The following is a 1,587-nucleotide window of genomic DNA, read 5'->3' on the forward strand; positions in this document are numbered from 1 at the left end:
GTATGTATCGTTGACTGTCTTAAAGTGGTCAATATCGAAGATCACCAGTGTCGATGGCTGAGTTAGCAGTTGAGCATTCTCGTATTCTCTCGATAAACAAAATTCCCAATGAGCTCGATTAAATAATCCCGTAAGCCCATCGGTTCGGCTCATCGTCGAGAGTCGTTCATTAGAGTCACGCAATTGCAGTTTGCTATTGGCCACATCAGAAACATCTTGCACCATCAAACAAACATGGGACACGCGCCCATTCAATGAGGTTAAAGGCGTCATTACCAAGTTTTGATACATATTGATGCGTTGATGTGATAACGGGGAGTAGTTCTTAAAATCAAAGATGTGTGGGCGATCTTCCCAATTTGAAAAAATTCGGCTCTTCAACTCACTGCACGCTGCAATTTGCGCGGTTAGCCACTATTGCGGCAAGTTAGGCACGACATCAAACAAGTTTTTATGAAGGATCTTGTCACCATTAATTCCGCTATAACTCTGCATAAAGCTGTTCCAGAGGCAGACATTATGATCAAGATCGAGAACCACCAGCCCCACATCAATGGTATCCATTACCTGTAACGCCCAGTGCAGTTAATCCAGTTCAAAAGTAATCTGACTCATTATAAAACCTCCATCAAACGATATAAGATTTCTACAGACTCTGCATCAAGCAGCAGTAATACCTCACACTCAAAATCCAAATGCTCAGCTAGATAGGTGAATTCAACCGTAAAAGCGCTCTGTTCAACATGGTGAATCGCAAGGAATTCATCTTGATCGTTTTTAGCGACAGTGACAGGCTGGCGCAGCGAAAAGTCCACGACCAACTGGCTAGCTAACGAATTGAGATAGGTTGAAACAAGTAGGTTGGCGATATTGAGGATCATTTCATTGTGGTTGGATTGAGTGGTAGGAAAACCCAACGCATGCCCTAACGCACTGATATCTTGTCCTCGCATACAGACTAGGGACTCACCATGGATACCATTACCCACAAATCGCTGTGTCACGGCATGCACCGAGTCTCTGTGGAGAGCATCTGCAATGATCATATTCAATTCACTCGCCTCAACAATGCCGACATTCGGTACTGGCAGATCGATGAATTTTCCAATGCGATCCGAAATGACGGCTGCACCGCGCCCCAAAGCAATATTGGTAATTTCTCGGAACTTGCTAACAGGGTCGATCTCAACATCGTCTTGCGGTTGAAAAGGCGTGGTATTGGTTGTTGGTGTTTTATAGACGTAGCTTTGAATTAGTGTTGCCACTTCATCTTTGTTGAAAGGCTTGGCAATAAACTCAGAGGCTCCAAGCTCTAAACATCGCCTATTGGCTTCCTCTTGTACATCGCCCGAGATCACAACAACCTGAGTTTCAATGCCATAATCACGCAGGTATTGAAGCACCTCATAACCATCCATCTCTGGCATGGTGAGATCCAAAAACATCAGATCAATTGAGTTTTCGACGACGGTCGCAATCGCTTCTCGGCCATTGGCACACAGAAAAGTCATAATACCGAACGACTCTGGAGAGATACAACGCTGAAGAGATTTCCTTGCTAGAGAGGAGTCATCACAAATGACAATG

The 1,587-nt window shown here is 44.4% G+C and carries 3 protein-coding genes; all 3 read right to left on the bottom strand.

Annotated elements, in window-relative coordinates:
* Window positions 1-291, bottom strand: a 291-nt coding sequence (locus KIV40_RS29030; protein WP_285352691.1) for a diguanylate cyclase, incomplete at its 3' end; no start/stop codon positions are given.
* A 123-nt stretch (window positions 292-414) separates the two neighbouring features.
* Window positions 415-564 carry a PAS domain-containing protein gene (locus KIV40_RS29035; RefSeq protein WP_285352692.1) on the bottom strand — a complete coding sequence of 50 codons (150 nt, stop codon included), beginning with the start codon at window positions 562-564 and terminating at the stop codon, window positions 415-417.
* A 50-nt stretch (window positions 565-614) separates the two neighbouring features.
* Window positions 615-1,587, bottom strand: a 973-nt coding sequence (locus KIV40_RS29040; RefSeq protein ID WP_306431919.1) for a response regulator, incomplete at its 5' end; no start/stop codon positions are given.

It is taken from the genome of Vibrio sp. D173a (assembly GCF_030248475.1).

Bases quoted from the DNA above. Each gene is read 5' to 3' on its own strand.
- KIV40_RS29035 (WP_285352692.1), bottom strand. From the start codon at position 564: ATGGATACCATTGATGTGGGGCTGGTGGTTCTCGATCTTGATCATAAT.